Below are 13,611 nucleotides of genomic sequence, written 5' to 3'. Positions count from 1 at the left end.
CCCGCCCGCCCCCCCCCCCCCCCCCGCCGGGGCGCGGCGCGGCGGGGGGCGCCCCCCCCCCCCCCCCCCCGCCGGCCCCCGGCGTACAAGGGGGGAAGGACCTTTGGGGCCCGGCCCGGTTCAGCCCGCGGCGGCCGGCTCCGGCCGTTCGAGGGCGGGGCCCGGCACCGCGGGAACGGCCACGGGGCGCTCGCGCAGCGACAGCAGCACCCGCACCACCGCGATCCACACCAGGCACGAGCCGAACATGTGCAGCCCGACCAGGATCTCCGGCGTGTCCGTGAAGTACTGCACGTAACCGATCACGCCCTGTCCCAGCAGGACCAGGAAGAGGTCACGGGTCCGGTGCCGCGGGCCCACCGGCGCGTCCACGGCCTTCAGCACGAACCACAGGGCGACCGTCAGCGCCACCACGACCCAGGCCAGATCGGCGTGCAGCTGCGTGATCATCTTCCAGTCGATCGGGATGCGGTGGACATCGCTGGAGTCACCGGCGTGCCGCCCGGCACCCGTGACGACCGTGCCGACCGCGATCAGCAGCCCCGCCGCCACCACGAGCAGCCAGGTCAGCTGGGACACCGCCTTGCCCACCAGCGGCCGGGGCTCCTCGTCGCCCTCGCCGACCCGCTGCCACATCACCATCGCGACCGTGAGCAGCGCCGTGGAGAGCAGGAAGTGCGCCGCGACCGTGTACGGGTTGAGGCCGACCAGCACCACGATGCCGCCCAGCACCGCGTTGCCCATGACCACCCAGAACTGCAGCCAGCCGAGCCGGGTGAGGCTGTGCCGCCAGGGCTTCGCCGACCGGGCCGCGATGATCGCCCAGCCGACGGCCGCGCACAGCACGTACGTCAGCATCCGGTTGCCGAACTCGATGGCGCCGTGAAAGCCCATCTCGCTCGTCGCCGTCAGGCTCTCGTCGGTGCACTTGGGCCAGGTGGGGCAGCCGAGGCCGGAGCCGGTCAGCCGCACCGCACCACCGGTCACGACGATGGCCACCGACATGAAGACGGCCGACAGGGCGGCACGGCGCACCGTGCGGGCTGTCGGAGTCCACCGTTCGGCAATGTAGAGGAGCGGGTTCCGCGCGGCTTGAGCGACTTCGGCTCGGGTCAGCTTGGGCACGCGCACCATCGTAGGCGGCCGCTTGTGCAAGCTTTCACGAGGGGGACGACTTGCGTGAATGCACCCACGTGGCGATGGAGCGGACTCACGCCGGGCACAGGGCCGGGGCCGTCGGGCTCACTCCCAGCGGAAGAATCTCGCCGCCGCGCCGAGTCCGAGCACCGACCACACCGCGAGGACGCCGAGGTCGCCCCACGGCATCGCCGCCCCGTGCTGGAGGACGTCGCGCAGCCCGTCCGACAGGGCCGCGATCGGCAGCAGCCCCAGCACCGACTGCACGGCGTCCGGGAACTTGTCCAGCGGCACGATCACCCCGCCGCCGACCAGCAGCAGCAGGAAGACCAGGTTGGCCGCGGCGAGCGTGGCCTCGGCCCGCAGCGTCCCGGCCATCAGCAGCCCGAGCCCGGAGAAGGCGGCGGTGCCGAGCACGAGCAGCAGCAGGACGGCGAACGGGTTGCCGTGCGGCGACCAGCCCAGTGCGAAGGCGATCACCGTGAGAAGCACCACCTGCAACACCTCGGTGACCAGCACCGCGAGGGTCTTGGCGGTCATCAGCGCCCAGCGCGGCAGCGGTGAGGCGCCGAGCCGCTTGAGCACCCCGTAGCGCCGCTCGAAGCCGGTGGCGATGGCCTGGCCGGTGAAGGCCGTCGACATCACGGCGAGCGCGAGGACGCCGGGCGTCAGGAAGTCCACGGAGCTGCCCGCGCCGGTGTCCACGATGTCGACCGCGCTGAACAGCACCAGCAGCAGTGTCGGAATGATCACGGTCAGCAGCAGCTGCTCGCCGTTGCGCAGCAGCATCCGCGTCTCCAGCGCCGCCTGCGCGCCGATCATGCGGGACAGCGGGGCGGCGCCCGGCCGCGGTGCGTACGTACCGGCGCTCATGCGCGCAGCTCCTTGCCGGTCAGTTCCAGGAAGACGTCCTCCAGCGTGTGCCGCTCCACGGAGATGCCGGAGGGCATCACCCCGTGCCGCGCGCACCAGGAGGTGACCGTGGCGAGCAGCTGCGGGTCGACGTCGCCGGTGATGCGGTACGTGCCGGGGGTGGGTTCGGCCGCCTCCGCGCCGTCGGGCAGCGCCTTCGTCAGGGAGCCGAGGTCGAGGCCGGGGCGGCCGGTGAAGCGCAGGGTGTTCTCGGCGCCGCCGCGGCAGAGCGCCTCGGGGCTGCCCTGGGCGATGACCCGGCCCGCGTCGATGACGGCGACGTCGTCGGCGAGCTCCTCGGCCTCGTCCATGAAATGCGTGGTCAGGACGGTCGACACGCCGTCGGCGCGCAGTTCGCGCACGAGCTCCCAGGTGGAGCGGCGGGCCTGCGGGTCGAGGCCGGCCGTCGGCTCGTCCAGGAAGACCAGCTCCGGGCGGCCCACCACGGCCATCGCCAGGGAGAGCCGCTGCTGCTGGCCGCCGGAGAGCCGGCGGTAGGCCGTGCGGCCGCAGCCGCCGAGGCCGAGGCGCTCGATCAGGGCGTCGACGTCCAGCGGGTCGGCGTGCAGCTTGGCCATGTGGCGGAGCATCTCGTCGGCGCGCGCGCCCGAGTAGACACCACCCGACTGGAGCATCACGCCGATCCGGGGGCGCAGCCGCGCCGCGTCGGCGACGGGGTCGAGGCCGAGGACGCGTACCGTGCCTTCGTCAGGGCGGCGGTATCCCTCGCAGGTCTCGACGGTGGTGGTCTTGCCGGCGCCGTTGGGGCCGAGGACGGCGGTGACCGTACCGGCGCGGACGCACAGGTCGAGGCCGTCCACCGCGGTCCTGCGGCCGTACCGCTTCACCAGCCCGCGGATCTGGACGACCGGCTCGCTCTTCATGGCCGGTAAGTCTAGGGCGGCGCGCGGGGCCCCCGGTTCCCGGGGCCGAATTAGGTGACCCTAAGTGATGAAGCGCACCGTAGATCGTTTCGGACCGTGGTTGTCAGGGCGAGATGAATTACGCAACAATGGCGTTGTGAAAAACGGTGAGGCCAAGCGGGAGACACCCCGGGAGGAACTCGCGACCGGCGAGCGCCCGACGCGCAACCGGATCGCGCGCTCCGTCCTGGACCACGGCCCGTCCACCGTCGCCGAGCTGGCGGGGCGCCTCGGGCTCACCCAGGCCGCGGTGCGCAGGCATCTCGACGCCCTCGTCACCGATCGCGTCGTCGAGGCCCGCGAGCAGCGGGTGTACGGGGCCCGGACCCGAGGCCGGCCGGCCAAGGTGTTCGCCCTGACCGACTGCGGCCGGGACGCCTTCGACCAGTCGTACGACCAGCTCGCCGCGGACGCACTGCGCTGGATCGCCGAGACCTCGGGCGACGGGGCGGTCGCCGCCTTCGCGCGGGCCAGGATCGAGGCCCAGGCCGGGGCGTACCGCGCCGCGGTCGAGGCCGCGGAGCCCGGTTCGCGCACCGAGGCGTTGGCCAAGGCCCTGTCCGCCGACGGGTACGCTGCTACGGCGCGTCGCGCGCCCGGCCCGCAACGGGGCGAGCAGCTGTGCCAGCACCACTGCCCGGTCGCCCATGTCGCCGAGCAGTATCCGCAGCTGTGCGAGGCGGAGACGGAATTCTTCTCCAGCCTCCTCGGCACGCATGTGCAGCGTCTGGCCACCATCGCCCACGGCGACGAGGTGTGCACGACGTACATCCCGCGCAGCGGTCACACAGCACCACAGACCACCTCATCAGCATCTGCAAGCACGGCCGGGAGGAACCCCGCATGACGCTCCCCACGGAGACTGCCCACCCCGAACTCGAGGGTCTGGGCACGTACGAATTCGGCTGGGCCGACTCCGACGCGGCAGGCGCCGCGGCCAAGCGCGGGCTCTCCGAGGATGTCGTCCGCGACATCTCGGGGAAGAAGAACGAGCCCGAGTGGATGCTGAAGCTGCGCCTCAAGGGCCTCAGGCTGTTCGACAAGAAGCCCATGCCCAACTGGGGCTCCGATCTGTCGGGCATCGACTTCGACAACATCAAGTACTTCGTCCGTTCCACGGAGAAGCAGGCGGAGTCCTGGGAGGACCTGCCCGAGGACATCAAGAACACCTACGACAAGCTCGGCATCCCGGAGGCGGAGAAGCAGCGCCTGGTCGCCGGTGTCGCCGCGCAGTACGAGTCGGAGGTCGTCTACCACCAGATCCGTGAGGACCTGGAGGAGCAGGGCGTCATCTTCCTCGACACCGACACCGCGCTGAAGGAGCACCCGGAGCTCTTCAAGGAGTACTTCGGCACCGTCATCCCGGTCGGCGACAACAAGTTCGCGTCGCTGAACACGGCAGTGTGGTCCGGCGGCTCGTTCATCTACGTGCCCAAGGGTGTCCACGTGGACATCCCGCTCCAGGCGTACTTCCGTATCAACACGGAGAACATGGGCCAGTTCGAGCGGACGCTGATCATCGTCGACGAGGACGCCTACGTCCACTACGTCGAGGGCTGCACCGCCCCGATCTACTCCTCCGACTCGCTGCACTCCGCGGTCGTCGAGATCATCGTGAAGAAGGGCGGCCGCTGCCGCTACACCACGATCCAGAACTGGTCGAACAACGTCTACAACCTGGTCACCAAGCGCGCCGTGGCCTACGAGGGCGCGACCATGGAGTGGGTCGACGGCAACATCGGCTCCAAGGTCACGATGAAGTACCCGGCCGTCTACCTGATGGGCGAGCACGCCAAGGGCGAGACCCTGTCCATCGCCTTCGCGGGCGAGGGCCAGCACCAGGACGCCGGCGCCAAGATGGTCCACATGGCGCCGAACACCTCCTCCAACATCGTCTCCAAGTCGGTGGCCCGGGGCGGCGGACGCACCTCCTACCGGGGTCTGATCGAGATCGGCGAGGGCGCGCCGGGCGCGAAGTCCAACGTCCTGTGCGACGCCCTGCTGGTCGACACGATCTCGCGCTCCGACACCTACCCGTACGTCGACGTCCGCGAGGACGACGTGTCGATGGGGCACGAGGCGACCGTCTCCAAGGTCTCCGAGGACCAGCTCTTCTACCTGATGAGCCGCGGTCTGACGGAGTTCGAGGCGATGGCGATGATCGTGCGCGGCTTCGTCGAGCCGATCGCCAAGGAACTGCCGATGGAGTACGCGCTCGAACTCAACCGGCTGATCGAGCTGCAGATGGAGGGTTCGGTCGGCTGACTTGGCCCGACGACCGAATCCCCGGACACTTCACTGAGAAAGCGAGCACCACGACAGCCATGGCTGAGGCTCAGAACATCCCGGCGGGATCCGCCACCACCGGTTCCCTCGCGGTGGCCGCCGAGTCCACCGTCGCCACGCGCATGAGCGCGCCCCCGTCCTTCGACGTCGCGGACTTCCCCGTCCCGCACGGCCGCGAGGAGGAGTGGCGGTTCACACCGCTGGACCGGTTGCGCGGACTCCACGACGGCACCGCGGTCGCCACCGGCGGCGGCGTGAAGGTCGCCATCGACGCCCCCGAGGGCGTCACGGTCGAGACCGTCGGCCGGGACGACTCCCGGCTCGGAAGGGCCGGCACCCCGGTGGACCGCGTCGCCGCCCAGGCGTACACGTCCTTCGAGCAGGCGTCCGTGATCACGGTAGCCAAGGAGGCCGTGCTCACCGAGCCGATCCGGGTCGCGGTGCACGGCGAGGGCGGCGTGGCCTTCGGCCACCAGGTCGTCGAGCTGGGTGCCTTCGCCGAGGCCGTCGTCGTCATCGACCACACCGGTGACGCGGTGCTCGCCGCCAACGTGGACTACGTCCTCGGTGACGGCGCGAAGCTGACCGTCGTCTCCGTGCAGGACTGGGACGAGTCCGCCGTGCACGTCGCCCAGCACAACGCCCTGGTCGGCCGGGACGCCTCGTTCAAGTCGATCGTCGTCACCTTCGGCGGCGACCTCGTCCGCCTCCACCCGCGCGTCAGCTACGCGGGCACCGGCGGCGAGGCCGAGCTGTTCGGCCTGTACTTCACCGACCGGGGCCAGCACCAGGAGCACCGCCTCCTGGTGGACCACAACACCCCGCACTGCAAGTCCAACGCCGCCTACAAGGGCGCGCTCCAGGGCGACGACGCCCACGCGGTGTGGATCGGCGACGTGCTGATCCGGGCCGCCGCCGAGGGCACCGACACCTACGAGATGAACCGCAACCTCGTCCTCACGGACGGCGCCCGCGTCGACTCGGTGCCGAACCTGGAGATCGAGACCGGCGAGATCGTCGGCGCCGGCCACGCCTCCGCGACCGGCCGGTTCGACGACGAGCAGCTCTTCTACCTGATGTCCCGCGGCATCCCGGCCGAGGAGGCCCGTCGGCTCGTCGTGCGCGGCTTCTTCGCCGAGCTCGTCCAGCAGATCGGGCTGCCGGACGTCGAGGCGCGGCTGCTGGAGAAGATCGAGGCCGAGCTGAGGGCGTCCGTCTGATGGCCTTCGTCAAAGTGTGCGCGCTGAGCGAGCTGGAGGAGGACACCCCGAAGCGGGTGGAACTCGACGGCGTCCCGGTCTCCGTCGTCCGCACCGAGGGCGAGGTGTTCGCGATCAACGACATCTGCTCGCACGCGAACGTCTCGCTGTCCGAGGGAGAGGTGGAGGACTGCATGATCGAGTGCTGGCTGCACGGCTCCAGCTTCGACCTCCGTACCGGCAAGCCGTCCGGCCTTCCCGCGACGCGCCCCGTCCCCGTATACCCCGTCAAGATCGAAGGGGACGATGTGCTCGTCTCCGTCACCCAGGAGTCCTGAGTCACCCATGGCAACGCTTGAAATCCGCGACCTGCACGTCTCCGTCGAGGCCGACAACGCCACGAAGGAGATCCTCAAGGGCGTCGACCTGACCGTGAAGCAGGGCGAGACCCACGCCATCATGGGCCCCAACGGGTCCGGCAAGTCCACCCTCGCCTACTCGCTCGCGGGCCACCCCAAGTACACGATCACCGGCGGTTCGGTGACCCTGGACGGCGAGGACGTCCTGGAGATGTCGGTCGACGAGCGCGCTCGCGCCGGTGTCTTCCTCGCCATGCAGTACCCGGTCGAGATCCCCGGTGTCTCGGTCTCCAACTTCCTGCGGACCTCCGCCACCGCCGTCCGCGGCGAGGCGCCCAAGCTGCGCACCTGGGTGAAGGAGGTCAAGGAGACGATGGCGCGACTCCAGATGGACCCGGCGTTCGCCGAGCGCAACGTCAACGAGGGCTTCTCCGGCGGCGAGAAGAAGCGCCACGAGATCCTGCAGCTGGAGCTCCTCAAGCCGAAGATCGCGATCCTCGACGAGACCGACTCCGGCCTGGACGTCGACGCCCTGCGCGTCGTCTCCGAGGGCGTCAACCGGGTCCGCGAGAACGGCGAGGTCGGCACCCTGCTGATCACCCACTACACGCGGATCCTCCGCTACATCAAGCCCGACTTCGTGCACGTCTTCGCCAACGGCCGCATCGCCGAGTCCGGCGGCGCCGAGCTCGCCGACAAGCTGGAGAACGAGGGCTACGAGGCATACGTGAAGGGTGGCGCTTCCGCGTGACACAGCTGCCGGGCCTCCTCGACACCGAGGCGATCCGCAAGGACTTCCCCCTGCTGGATCGGACGGTCCACGACGGGAAGAAGGTCGTCTACCTGGACAGCGCGGCGACCTCGCAGAAGCCGCGCCAGGTCCTCGACGCCGTCAACGAGTACTACGAGCGGCACAACGCCAATGTGCACCGCGGTGTGTACACGATCGCGGAGGAGGCCACGGCGCTGTACGAAGGCGCCCGTGACAAGGTCGCCGCGTTCATCAACGCGCCCAGCCGCGACGAGGTGATCTTCACCAAGAACGCCTCCGAGTCGCTGAACCTCGTGGCCAACATGCTCGGCTGGGCCGACGAGCCCTACCGGGTGGACCAGGACACCGAGATCGTCACCACGGAGATGGAGCACCACTCCAACATCGTGCCCTGGCAGCTGCTCTCGCAGCGCACCGGCGCGAAGCTGAAGTGGTTCGGCATCACCGACGAAGGCCGCCTGGACCTGTCGAACATCGACGAGATCATCACCGAGAAGACGAAGATCGTCACCTTCACGCTGGTCTCGAACATCCTCGGCACGATCAACCCGGTCGAGAAGATCGTCCGCCGGGCCCAGCAGGTCGGCGCGCTGGTCTGCATCGACGCCTCGCAGGCAGCCCCGCACATGGTGCTCGACGTGCAGGCGCTGCAGGCCGACTTCGTGGCCTTCACCGGCCACAAGATGGTCGGCCCGACCGGCATCGGAGTGCTCTGGGGACGGCAGGAGCTCCTGGAGGACCTGCCTCCGTTCCTCGGCGGCGGCGAGATGATCGAGACCGTGTCGATGCACTCGTCGACATACGCTCCCGCACCCCACAAGTTCGAGGCGGGTACGCCCCCGATCGCCCAGGCCGTCGGCCTCGGCGCGGCCGTGGACTACCTCTCGGCGATCGGCATGGAGAAGATCCACCGGCACGAGCAGGCGATCACCGAGTACGCGGTGAGGCGTCTCCTGGAGGTCCCGGACCTCAGGATCATCGGTCCGGCGACGGCCGAGGACCGCGGCGCCACGATCTCCTTCACCCTCGGTGACATCCACCCGCACGACGTGGGCCAGGTGCTCGACGAGCAGGGCATCGCGGTCCGGGTCGGGCACCACTGCGCACGACCTGTCTGCCTGCGGTACGGAATTCCTGCGACGACGCGAGCGTCGTTCTATCTGTACTCCACGCCCGCCGAGGTCGACGCCCTGGTGGACGGCCTGGAGCACGTACGGAACTTTTTCGGATAATTGGGCGAGCGGCTGAGGGTTGACTGGTGAAGCTTGATTCCATGTACCAGGAAGTGATCCTGGACCACTACAAGCACCCCCACGGGCGCGGCCTGCGGGACGGCGACGCCGAGGTGCACCACGTCAACCCGACGTGTGGCGACGAGATCACTCTCCGGGTGAAGTACGACGGCGAGACCATCGCCGACGTGTCGTACGAGGGACAGGGCTGCTCCATCAGCCAGGCCAGCGCGTCCGTGCTGAACGACCTGCTGGTCGGCAAGGAGCTGGGCCAGGCGCAGAAGATCCAGGAGACCTTCCTGGAGCTGATGCAGTCGAAGGGTCAGCTGGAGCCGGACGACGCGATGGAGGAGGTGCTGGAGGACGCGGTAGCGTTCGCCGGCGTCTCCAAGTACCCGGCCCGGGTGAAATGCGCGCTGCTGAGCTGGATGGCGTGGAAGGACGCGACGGCGAAGGCGCTGTCCGAAGGGAAGACGGCATGAGCGAGAACACGGTGGCATCCGACCAGACCCCGGCGATCAAGCCGGCCTCCGAGGAGGAGGTCCGCGAGGCCCTGTACGACGTCGTCGACCCCGAGCTGGGCATCGACGTCGTCAACCTGGGGCTGATCTACGGCATCCACATCGACGACGCCAATATCGCCACCCTCGACATGACGCTGACGTCCGCGGCCTGCCCGCTGACCGATGTCATCGAGGACCAGGCGAAGTCGGCGACCGACGGCATCGTCAACGAACTGCGGATCAACTGGGTCTGGATGCCGCCGTGGGGTCCGGACAAGATCACGGACGACGGGCGCGAGCAGCTGCGCGCGCTGGGCTTCAACGTCTGATCGCCCCGCCGATCCCGGCGCACCGCACCGACGGCGAACGGCCCCCGGCAGGAATTGCCTTCCTGACGGGGGCCGTTCGCCGTCTCTTCGCCGTCCGTACGCACGAGGTGTGTCCGCTGTTGTCCTGGGTACCGGAACCTACCCGCGACATCACGCCGACGAGAGGCATGCCGTGCTGCATCAGCTTTCGCTCCCCGGGCGCCGGGTGGCCGCCGCCGCGAGCACCGTTCTCGCACTGACCGCCGTCGGACTGAACGCCCCCGCGCACGCGGCGGGTTACGGCACGCCGACGATCGCGTTCTCGGCCTCCTACCTCTCGGGCGCGGTGGGGGCGACGGGCGACCCGGTGGTCACCGTCACCGTCGCGCAGAGCGGGGCCGACACCGGGGCGCTCACGGTGGCGGCGTCCGCCAGCTCCGCATCGTCCGTCGCCCGCACCGCAGACGTGGCCGTGACCGGGACGGGCGCCACCCGCACGCTGTCGGTGGCCGCCCGCGGACGCGGCTACACCGACCTCACGATCAAGGTCACCGGGCTCGGCGGGAAGACCGCCACGAAGAAGCTGCACTATGCCGCGTCGGCCGCCGTGCGCGACGCCGCCGACACCCGCTACTTCACCGGCTCCTCGGACGCCTCGGCCGCCGTGGACGTCGGCGACGGCTACGCGGTCGTCGCCGACGACGAGTCCAACACGCTGCGCCTGTACGACCGTTCGGCATCGGGCGGCCCCGTGCGGAGCTGGGACGTGGGCGCGGACCTCGGGGTGTCGAAGGAGATCGACATCGAGGCCGGGACCCGGGTCGGGAACACCATCTACTGGACCGGCTCGCTCGGCAACAACAAGAGCGGCACGTACAAGTCCGACCGCAACACCGTGTTCACCACGAAGGTGACCGGGGCGGGCGCCGACACCCGGCTGACGGTGGGCGGTTCGTACAGGAAGCTCCGCGACGACCTCGTCGCCTGGGACAAGAGGCAGGGCGACCGCTACGGTTTCGCCGCGGGGACGGCCGACGGCCAGGTCCCCAAGCAGATCGACGGGTTCAACATCGAGGGCCTGGAGTTCGCGCCCGGCTCCACGACCACCGCGTACCTCGGCTTCCGGGCCCCGCTGGTGCCGCCGAAGTCCGGCGGCAAGGCCCTGATCGTGCCCGTCACCAACTTCGACAAGGTGGCCGGCAAGGGGGATGAGGCGGTCGTCGGCGAGCCCATCGAGCTGGACCTCGGCGGGCTCAGCATCCGCGACATCCGGAAGAACGCCGCCGACCAGTACCTGATCGTCGCCGGTTCCTGGGCGGCCGACGACAACTCCGATCCGTACGCGCTCTACAGCTGGGACGGTGTCGCCGGACACGCGCCGGTCAAGCGGGTCGATCTGCCGACCGGCGACCCGGGCGGCTGGGAGTCCGTCGTGGAGGTTCCGGACCTGACGGTTCCGGGCGTCCGGGCGCAGTTGGTCACTGACTCCGGCTCGGCCGATCTGTACGGGGACGGCACGGAGGCGAAGGACCTCGACCACGCGGAGTGGAAGAAGTCCCGGGCCGTCTGGTTCACCGTCGGCGGCTGACGGATCGCGGGCGTGCGCGGCAGTGACGCGGGGCGCCCGGTGATCCGCTCCGGTGAGCGGCCGTGCCCGCGGGGCGGAATCGCGGGGACGGCCCTCTTCTTCCACGGCGCCGTCGTCGACGCCCACGACCTTCCGTCGCCGGCCCGCTTCCGGCGCGCCGTCCTCGACGGGCAGGTGCTCCGCGGCGAGCTCGGCGCCGCATTCCCCGAACGCCTTCCGGCGCGGGATGTCCGAGGCCGCGTACGACGCTGCCGCGCCTTCGCGGCGGTCGTCACCGCTTCCCTCGTGCGCTCGATCCCCTCCGGTCCACCGCGGTCCATGTGCCGGTGGACCGTGACGGGGGTGCCGGGCGGCGCGACGCCGACGCCCGCCACCCCGATGTCCTCGCCGCCCGGCGCAAGGAAGGCGCCCGCACCCCGGGCGGGAAAGGCACTCGCTGGGGCGGACGCCACCTCACCACCGCGGCCCGACGCGTCCTCGCGCCGCAGCCGGAGCGGCAGGAAGCCGCGCCGTCGATCACTTGACACGCGCGGCGATGGCGCGTGCGCATTCCATCGCCTCCGCATGAGTGGTGTCCATCTCCAGGTCATATGTCACGCCCCGGTGGACCAATTCCGCCTGGGAGGCGGCCATCCCGACGGTCCGGTCACCTCGTGCGACCTCGCGGCCTGCGGCCACCGCAGCGTCACACCTGACGCCGACCCACAGCACCCGCAGTTCACCCAGCGCTTTCTGCCATCGCTGCTGTGAGTACGCCCCGCCGAGGAAGACCTCGTCGACGATCACCCGGGCGCCCGCACGGGCCATCGCGGCGACCCCCGCGATCCAGGCCGCCTCCAGCGTTCGGAACCCAGGACCGACGATCACCTCTCCGTCCGGGGCGAATTCGATCCCGGCGTCCGAGGCCTGCATGGACGCCGGCATTGCCTCAATCAGTGTGTCCGTCCCGAGGGCCAGCCATGGATCCGGCAGCACGGCCTGCAGGCACCGGATGATCCCGGACTTCCCTGAGCTGGAACCGCCGTTGACAACGATCACCTGAGTCATCACCGCGCCACAGTAGAGGCACCAGGGCAACGCCCGAAACGGTTTTCCGTGCACCGTCCGCCACGACCCGGCGAGCCTTCCCGGTCGGAGCGCCGGACACGCGTGTGGGGAGGCCCGGAGCGCGACGAGCTCTGCGCACCGACGCCGAAGAACTCGCTCGTCGGCTGGGACGGGGGCGGCGCCCGGTGCTACGGGCCGTACGGTCCGTGGTCCGGGGGCGTGGCCGCCGCCTCGGCCAGGACCGGGCCCAGGTTCTCCGTGCGCATGCGCCGGTCGATGTAGAGGAGGCCGGTCACCAGCTGCGGGAACGCCGTGGCGATGAACTGGCCGACCAACTGGCCCAGGGCCATGATCACCACATAGCCGCTCATGGCGAGGACGATCGCGGCCGGGTTCGGGTCGTCGTCGAGGCCCGCACCGCCGATGACGCCGGAGAACACGCCGAGGAACGTGAAGGGGATCTGGATCACATAGCTCGCCAAGCCGGCCATCAGGAAGGCCAGCAGGCCGATTCCGAAGACTCGCCACCAGTCGCCCCGCACCAGGTGCGACGAGCGGCGCAGGGACATGACCGGGCCCTGCCCCTCGATGACCGCCACCGAGGGGGCCAGGCTGAACTTCACCCAGAGCCAGACGGACACCGGAGCGACGGCCAGGGCGCCCAGGAACGCGAAGAGGGTCCACAGCATGGCCCCTGAGCCGTCGGACAGGGTGATCGCACCGATCACCAGGGCGAAGAAACCGACCATCAGGAGCACGACCGGGACCATCATGATCAGGCCCATCAGGATCACCGTCCCGATCAGCGAGGGCACGCGGGACCAGGCGCGGCGCCACACCTCGGAGAAGGTGGTCGGCCGGCCGAGCACCGCTTCCTGGAGCACCGCGGGCACGGCCGCGTAGACCACGGCCGTCGCGATCAGGAACGTGAGGGTGCCGATGAGCCAGACGGCGCCCAGACCGATCAGCACCGGCACCAGGTCGCTCGACGCGGGGTCCTCGTCGGCGCTGAGCGCGAGGATCCGGTGCAGGGGGTCGCCGGCCGCGGAGTACGCGACCACGGCCGCGATCGCCACGACGACCAGCGTCCCGCCGTACGCCGCCGCGCCCACCCCGAGCAGTTGCTTCCAGTGGCGTCCCATCGTGCTGAAGGCGCCGCCGAGTATGTCCCCCAGTTTCAGCGGCGCCAGGGGTATCACCCCCGGCTTCGGCGGGGGAGGCATCCAGCCGCCCCAACCCCTCGGGGGGGCCGGCGGCCCCCCCCCCCCCCGCGCCCCCCCCCCCCCCCCAGTGTACTTCCGGACAGCGTCAACCGCGTGTGCAGTCGGGTTGCGTGGCCGGCGCG

General features: G+C 70.3%; 15 protein-coding genes. 10 read left to right on the top strand and 5 right to left on the bottom strand.

Going from position 1 to position 13,611, the window contains the following annotated elements; genetic code table 11:
• Positions 1-120: 120 nt before the first annotated feature.
• The 3 genes from ACF1CT_RS14985 to ACF1CT_RS14975 form a co-directional block, all read right to left on the bottom strand.
• Positions 121-1,134 carry a heme A synthase gene (locus ACF1CT_RS14985; protein ID WP_391784240.1) on the bottom strand — a complete coding sequence of 338 codons (1,014 nt, stop codon included), beginning with the start codon at positions 1,132-1,134 and terminating at the stop codon, positions 121-123.
• A 108-nt stretch (positions 1,135-1,242) separates the two neighbouring features.
• Positions 1,243-2,010, bottom strand: a complete 768-nt coding sequence (locus tag ACF1CT_RS14980; RefSeq protein WP_391784239.1) for an ABC transporter permease — start codon at positions 2,008-2,010, stop codon at positions 1,243-1,245.
• On the bottom strand, positions 2,007-2,933 hold the full coding sequence (locus ACF1CT_RS14975) for an ABC transporter ATP-binding protein (RefSeq protein ID WP_391784238.1): 927 nt from the start codon (positions 2,931-2,933) through the stop codon (positions 2,007-2,009). Before ACF1CT_RS14975 ends, ACF1CT_RS14980 begins: the two co-directional genes overlap by 4 nt.
• Positions 2,934-3,033: 100 nt before the next feature.
• Here ACF1CT_RS14975 and ACF1CT_RS14970 point away from each other — a divergent pair, with 100 nt between their 5' ends.
• The 10 genes from ACF1CT_RS14970 to ACF1CT_RS14925 all read left to right on the top strand — a co-directional run bounded on the left by ACF1CT_RS14970 (position 3,034) and on the right by ACF1CT_RS14925 (position 11,743).
• Positions 3,034-3,819 (top strand): helix-turn-helix transcriptional regulator, encoded by a 786-nt coding sequence (locus tag ACF1CT_RS14970; protein WP_391784237.1) that lies wholly within the window; start codon positions 3,034-3,036, stop codon positions 3,817-3,819.
• On the top strand, positions 3,816-5,237 hold the full coding sequence (gene sufB, locus ACF1CT_RS14965; protein ID WP_391784236.1) for a Fe-S cluster assembly protein SufB: 1,422 nt from the start codon (positions 3,816-3,818) through the stop codon (positions 5,235-5,237). The genes ACF1CT_RS14970 and sufB overlap by 4 nt, the downstream gene beginning before the upstream one ends.
• A 59-nt stretch (positions 5,238-5,296) precedes the next feature.
• A complete protein-coding gene (gene sufD, locus ACF1CT_RS14960) occupies positions 5,297-6,478 on the top strand; it encodes a Fe-S cluster assembly protein SufD (RefSeq protein ID WP_391784235.1) in 1,182 nt (393 codons plus the stop codon).
• Positions 6,478-6,795 carry a bifunctional 3-phenylpropionate/cinnamic acid dioxygenase ferredoxin subunit gene (locus tag ACF1CT_RS14955; RefSeq protein WP_351524751.1) on the top strand — a complete coding sequence of 106 codons (318 nt, stop codon included), beginning with the start codon at positions 6,478-6,480 and terminating at the stop codon, positions 6,793-6,795. Before sufD ends, ACF1CT_RS14955 begins: the two co-directional genes overlap by 1 nt.
• A gap of 7 nt (positions 6,796-6,802) precedes the next feature.
• Positions 6,803-7,567, top strand: coding sequence for a Fe-S cluster assembly ATPase SufC (gene sufC / locus ACF1CT_RS14950; protein ID WP_391784234.1), 765 nt, complete (start codon positions 6,803-6,805; stop codon positions 7,565-7,567).
• Entirely contained in the window at positions 7,564-8,820 is a 1,257-nt protein-coding gene (locus ACF1CT_RS14945; RefSeq protein ID WP_391784233.1) for a cysteine desulfurase, read from the top strand. The genes sufC and ACF1CT_RS14945 overlap by 4 nt, the downstream gene beginning before the upstream one ends.
• A gap of 26 nt (positions 8,821-8,846) precedes the next feature.
• Complete coding sequence (gene sufU, locus ACF1CT_RS14940) at positions 8,847-9,302, top strand: Fe-S cluster assembly sulfur transfer protein SufU (RefSeq protein ID WP_072483050.1); 456 nt, start codon at positions 8,847-8,849, stop codon at positions 9,300-9,302.
• Complete coding sequence (locus tag ACF1CT_RS14935; protein ID WP_391784232.1) at positions 9,299-9,652, top strand: metal-sulfur cluster assembly factor; 354 nt, start codon at positions 9,299-9,301, stop codon at positions 9,650-9,652. Before sufU ends, ACF1CT_RS14935 begins: the two co-directional genes overlap by 4 nt.
• 172 nt (positions 9,653-9,824) lie before the next feature.
• Positions 9,825-11,219: a hypothetical protein gene (locus ACF1CT_RS14930; RefSeq protein WP_391784485.1), complete on the top strand. Its 1,395-nt coding sequence runs from the start codon at positions 9,825-9,827 to the stop codon at positions 11,217-11,219.
• A 326-nt stretch (positions 11,220-11,545) separates the two neighbouring features.
• A complete protein-coding gene (locus ACF1CT_RS14925; RefSeq protein WP_391784500.1) occupies positions 11,546-11,743 on the top strand; it encodes a hypothetical protein in 198 nt (65 codons plus the stop codon).
• On the opposite strand, the gene cpt is transcribed toward ACF1CT_RS14925, so the two are convergent.
• Entirely contained in the window at positions 11,736-12,266 is a 531-nt protein-coding gene (gene cpt / locus ACF1CT_RS14920; RefSeq protein WP_391784484.1) for a chloramphenicol phosphotransferase CPT, read from the bottom strand. The genes ACF1CT_RS14925 and cpt overlap by 8 nt on opposite strands.
• A 188-nt stretch (positions 12,267-12,454) precedes the next feature.
• Positions 12,455-13,489, bottom strand: a complete 1,035-nt coding sequence (locus tag ACF1CT_RS14915; protein ID WP_391784231.1) for a hypothetical protein — start codon at positions 13,487-13,489, stop codon at positions 12,455-12,457.
• Between the last annotated feature and the right edge of the window lie 122 nt (positions 13,490-13,611).

This window comes from Streptomyces sp. NPDC014734, assembly GCF_043083325.1.
Taxonomy (GTDB): domain Bacteria; phylum Actinomycetota; class Actinomycetes; order Streptomycetales; family Streptomycetaceae; genus Streptomyces.
Note: the sequence above shows the minus strand (reverse complement) of the source record. Positions and strands in the feature narration are given on the sequence as shown.